At 75.7% G+C, this 4,420-nt stretch carries 4 protein-coding genes; 1 reads left to right on the forward strand and 3 read right to left on the reverse strand.

What is annotated here, in order from left to right; genetic code table 11:
• Window positions 1-3 precede the first annotated feature (3 nt).
• Window positions 4-1,470, reverse strand: a complete 1,467-nt coding sequence (yczR, locus tag E1284_RS38835) for a MocR-like transcription factor YczR (protein ID WP_131945130.1) — start codon at window positions 1,468-1,470, stop codon at window positions 4-6.
• A gap of 94 nt (window positions 1,471-1,564) precedes the next feature.
• Here yczR and yczE point away from each other — a divergent pair, with 94 nt between their 5' ends.
• Window positions 1,565-2,188, forward strand: coding sequence for a membrane protein YczE (gene yczE / locus E1284_RS38840; RefSeq protein WP_131945131.1), 624 nt, complete (start codon window positions 1,565-1,567; stop codon window positions 2,186-2,188).
• A gap of 62 nt (window positions 2,189-2,250) precedes the next feature.
• On the opposite strand, the gene E1284_RS38845 is transcribed toward yczE, so the two are convergent.
• Window positions 2,251-3,390 carry a glycerate kinase gene (locus E1284_RS38845; RefSeq protein WP_131945132.1) on the reverse strand — a complete coding sequence of 380 codons (1,140 nt, stop codon included), beginning with the start codon at window positions 3,388-3,390 and terminating at the stop codon, window positions 2,251-2,253.
• An 89-nt stretch (window positions 3,391-3,479) separates the two neighbouring features.
• The gene (locus E1284_RS38850) at window positions 3,480-4,370 is read right to left on the reverse strand and encodes a hypothetical protein (RefSeq protein WP_131945133.1); all 891 of its coding nucleotides are present in this window, start codon (window positions 4,368-4,370) and stop codon (window positions 3,480-3,482) included.
• Window positions 4,371-4,420 lie beyond the last annotated feature (50 nt).

The following is a 4,420-nucleotide window of genomic DNA, read 5'->3' on the forward strand; positions in this document are numbered from 1 at the left end:
GGCTCAGACGTAGGCGGGCAGCGGGCGGGCGGCCGGGGCGGACTGCACCTCCCGGAAGGCCAGGGCGAGACGCTCGGCGGCCGTCCGCAGCGTGTCCGGCGGCAGCACGTACGGCAGCCGGACGTAGTCCTCCAGGACGCCGTCCGCGCCGAACACCGGCCCGGCGACGACCCGGACGCCGAACCGCTCGGCGGTCTCGGCGAGCGCCGTCGCCACGGGCGCGCCGATCCGCGCCCACAGCGACATGCCGCCCGCGGGCGGCTTGAACTCCCAGCCGGGCAGCAGCTCGCGCAGCGCCCCGGCGAGCGCGTCCCGGCCGCGCAGCAGCGCGTCCGCGCGCTCGGTCCGGACCTCGTCGATCCGCAGCAGCAGCTCCCGCACGATCAGCTGGTCGAGCACCGGGCTGGCCATGTCGAACGGCTCGCGGGCCAGCACCAGCCTGCGGGCCAGCGGCGCGGTCGTGCGGACCCAGCCGATGCGCAGCCCGCCCCACAGCAGCTTGGACGCCGACCCGACGGTGATGACCCGGCCACCGCTGTCGTGCGCGGCGAGCGGCGCCTCGCGGGGCGCGCCGAGGTCGAGGGCGAGGTCGGCGAACGTCTCGTCGGCGACGAGGAACGCGTCGGCGCGGCGCGCGGCGTCGACGAGCGCGGCCCGGTCCTCGGCCCCCATCAGGTATCCGGTCGGGTTGTGGAAGTCGGGGATCGTGTACGCCATCCGCACCGCGGCCTGCCGCATGGCCCCGGCGATGAGCTCGACGTCCCAGCCCTCGTTCACCCCGACCGGGACGAGCCGGGCGCCGCGGCGGCGCAGCGCGCCGAGCGCGTGCGGGTAGGTGGGGCGCTCCACCATGACGGCGTCGCCCGCCTCGACCAGCAGCTGGGTCAGCAGCGTGAACGCGTGCTGCGCGCCGGTGGTGACGACGATCTGGTCGGCGCGGGTCGGGACGCCGCGCGCCGTGTAGCCGTCCGCGATGACCTGCCGCAGGCCCGCCAGCCCGGCGGGCTCGTAGCCGGGGCCCGAGCTGTAGCGGGGCAGCTCGTCGACGGCGGCGGCGACGGCCTCCCCGAAGATCGCGGGGGCGCCCGGGGTGGCGCAGCCGAGGTCGATGAAGGACCCGTCGTCGGGCGCCGGGTAGGCCTTGCCGAACCGCCCGCCCGCGGGCGTGGTGCGGCGCTCGTCGGCCGACATCCGCACCGGCGGCAGCGCCGTCCAGCTCCCCGCGCCCTGCCGGCTCTCGATGTAGCCCTCCTCGCGGAGCCGGTCGTAGGCGGTCGTCACCGTGGTGCGGCTGAGGCCGAGCGCGGCGGCGAGGTCCCGTTCGGCGGGCAGCCGGGTGCGCAGGGCGAGCCGTCCGTCCAGGACGAGGCCGCGCACCGACCGGGCCAGCGCCGCGTACACCGGGCGCTCCGCCGAGACGTCCCCCAGCAGCCGGGCGAGGTGCGGGCCGCTCACATAACGGGTGCTCATACAAGCCACTTTCGCATAATTGGCCCTACAAAGACCAGTCCACTTCGCGCCAGAGTGGTCCCGAAGATGGCCACTCAGGTTCGAGGAGCGGATAATGGCCTTGATGGCACGACGGCTCGTGCAGCTTTACGTTGGATTGGCCTTGTACGGGCTCGGGATCGCCCTCCAGGTGTCGTCCGGCCTCGGCAACGACCCGTGGGACGTGTTCCACCAGGGCCTGTCCCGCCGCTTCGGCCTGTCGATCGGCGCGTGGATCATCATCGCGGGCGCGGTCGTGATGCTCGCGTGGATCCCGCTGCGGCAGCGGCCCGGCATCGGGACGATCAGCAACGTGGTGCTCATCGGCGTGTTCGCGGACCTGTTCCTGTGGCTGCTGCCCGCCCCGGACGCGCTCGCGGCGCGCTGGGCGTACCTGCTCGTCGCGGTCCTCGTGGGCGGTGTCGCGACCGGCTGCTACATCGGCGCGGGCCTCGGCCCCGGCCCGCGCGACGGGCTGATGACCGGGATCGCCGCGCGGGGCCACTCGATCCGCGTGGTCCGGACCGGAATCGAGCTGACCGTGCTCGCCGCCGGCTGGCTGCTCGGCGGCACCGTCGGCATCGGGACGCTGCTGTACGCGCTGGCGATCGGCCCGCTGACGCACGTCTTCCTGCCGATGCTGACGATCAAGACGCCGGCCCCAGACCCCGCCACCGAACCGGAACCCGCTCACGCTTAGCACACGTCGACCTGCGGCGTGTTGTTGTTATGAGCCGCTCCATAACAACAACACGCCGCAGGTCAACGATCGGGTCGGCGGGTGAAGAGGCGGACGGCCTGCTCCGCGACCTCGGTCAGCAGCGGGACGGCGTCCGCCTTCAGCTCGTCCAGGGTGCGGGGGCCGTCGGCGAGGCTGAACGCGGCGGTGAGGCCGAGCGCGTGCAGCTCGTCCAGCGGCCCGCTGACGCCGCCGGCCAGGGCCAGGCACGGGACGCCGCGGTCCCGTGCGAGGGCGGCGACGGCGGAGACGACCTTGCCGCCCGCGCTCTGCCCGTCCACCCGGCCCTCCCCGGTGACCACCAGGTCGGCGCCGGCGAGCGCGGACGGGAGCCCGACGGCCTCGGCGACGAGCAGGGCCCCGGCGGACGGCTCGGCGCCGAGCAGCCCCACGAGGCCGCCGCAGGTGCCGCCGGCCGCGCCCGCACCGGGCAGGTCGTGCACGCGGACGCCGCCGCGCGCGGCGAGCACGTCGGCGAAGACGGTGAGGGCGGCGTCGAGCTCGGCGACCTGGCCCGGCGACGCGCCCTTCTGCGGGCCGAACACCGCGGCGGCGCCGTCCGGTCCGACGAGCGGGTTCGTGACGTCGCAGGCGACCCGGAACCGGGCCGCGCGGACCGCGTCCGGCACCGCCGAGTCGTCGATCGAGGCGAGCCGGGCGAGGGCACCGCCGCCCGCCGGCAGCTCCGCCCCGGCGGCGTCCAGGAAGCGGACGCCGAGCGCGCGCAGCAGCCCGGTGCCGCCGTCGGTGCCGGCGCTGCCGCCGATGCACACGAGCACGTCGCGGGCGCCGCGCCGGACCGCGTCCGCGATCAGCTCGCCGGTGCCGGTCGTCGCGGCGTTCATCGGGTCCGGCGGGACGTCCTCCACCAGCGGCAGCCCGGACGCGGCGGCCAGCTCCACCACCGCGGAGCCGCCGTCGCCGGACAGCGCGTAGCGGGCCGTGACCGGGCGCCCGAGCGGGTCGGCGGCGGCGACCTCGACCGCGTCGCCGCCGCGGGCGCGCAGGAAGCAGTCGAGGGTCCCCTCGCCGCCGTCCGCCATCGGCACCGCGGCCACCTCGGCGCCCGGCACGGCCCGGCGGACGCCCGCCTCCACGGCGGCGCACACCTCCGCCGCCGACAGGCTGCCCTTGAACGAGTCGGGCGCGACGACCACCCGCATCAGCACCACCTCTGGAGGACGACCCCCAGGCCCCCGAGGTGCACCGAGCGATGATCCTCGCTCCGCCGGCGCTCCGCCGCGATCATCGCTCAGTGCTCGGCGGCGAGCGTCGCGAGCACGGAGGAGAACTCCTCCGGCAGGACCATCGTGTCGCCCTCGTAGCGGGTCTCCAGGTAGGTCAGCTCACCGGCGCGCCACCAGTACAGGTGCGGGCTGAGGGAGCCGGGGCCCTCCTCGTAGGCGCGGTGGGCCTGCGCCTGCAGCTCGGTCGCCGCCGCCACGGCCGCGCGGTACCGGGCCCTCGGGTGCCCCTCGGCGATGCGGAGCGGGTGCGCGACGATCAGGCTCCGGTTGGGCGCGATGACGAGCGCCCCGTACGGGCCGATCGGCAGGTACTCCTCCAGCCACGCCAGATGCGTGACGGCGTAGAACGTCCAGCCGTGCAGGACCGAGACGCGGACGCCGCCGAGGTCCTGCTCGTCGAGCTGCAGGGGCCCGTCGGCGCGGACGTTGGCGCGGCCGAGCATGAACAGCGCGTCGCCGGAGACCGGCCAGCCGTTCATCTCCTCGGTCGTGACGGTCCGCACGGTGGTGGGCGTGTCCACGACGACGGCCTCGATCAGGCCGGGCGCGAACGGCCGGGCGGCGAGGACGCCGTTGTCGGCCTCGGCCGGGTAGATGCGGGTGCGCAGCAGGTGCTGGGCGAGGTCGAAGTCGCTGAGGTCGAGCGGCTCCTCGATCGCGGTGACGATCGTGGTGACGTGGTCGGAGACCAGCGCGGGCCAGTCGTCGCGCGGCACCAGCCGGGCGAGCTGCCGCAGGTCGCGCAGGCTGACGTGCAGCCGGTTCGCGCCCTCCAGCAGCATCACCTCGCCGGGCGCGCGGGTGCAGCGGTAGCCGAGGCTCTCGGCGACCAGTACGAGCAGCGAGTCGAGGGTCCCGTCGTCCCAGGGTTCGGGACGGGCATGGCGGCCGCTCATCGCGCACCTCCCGAGGGCGCTTCGAGGGTGAGCGCGCCGGGTTCCGGCAC

The sequence above is a fragment of the Actinomadura bangladeshensis genome, assembly GCF_004348335.1.
Lineage (GTDB): Bacteria > Actinomycetota > Actinomycetes > Streptosporangiales > Streptosporangiaceae > Spirillospora > Spirillospora bangladeshensis.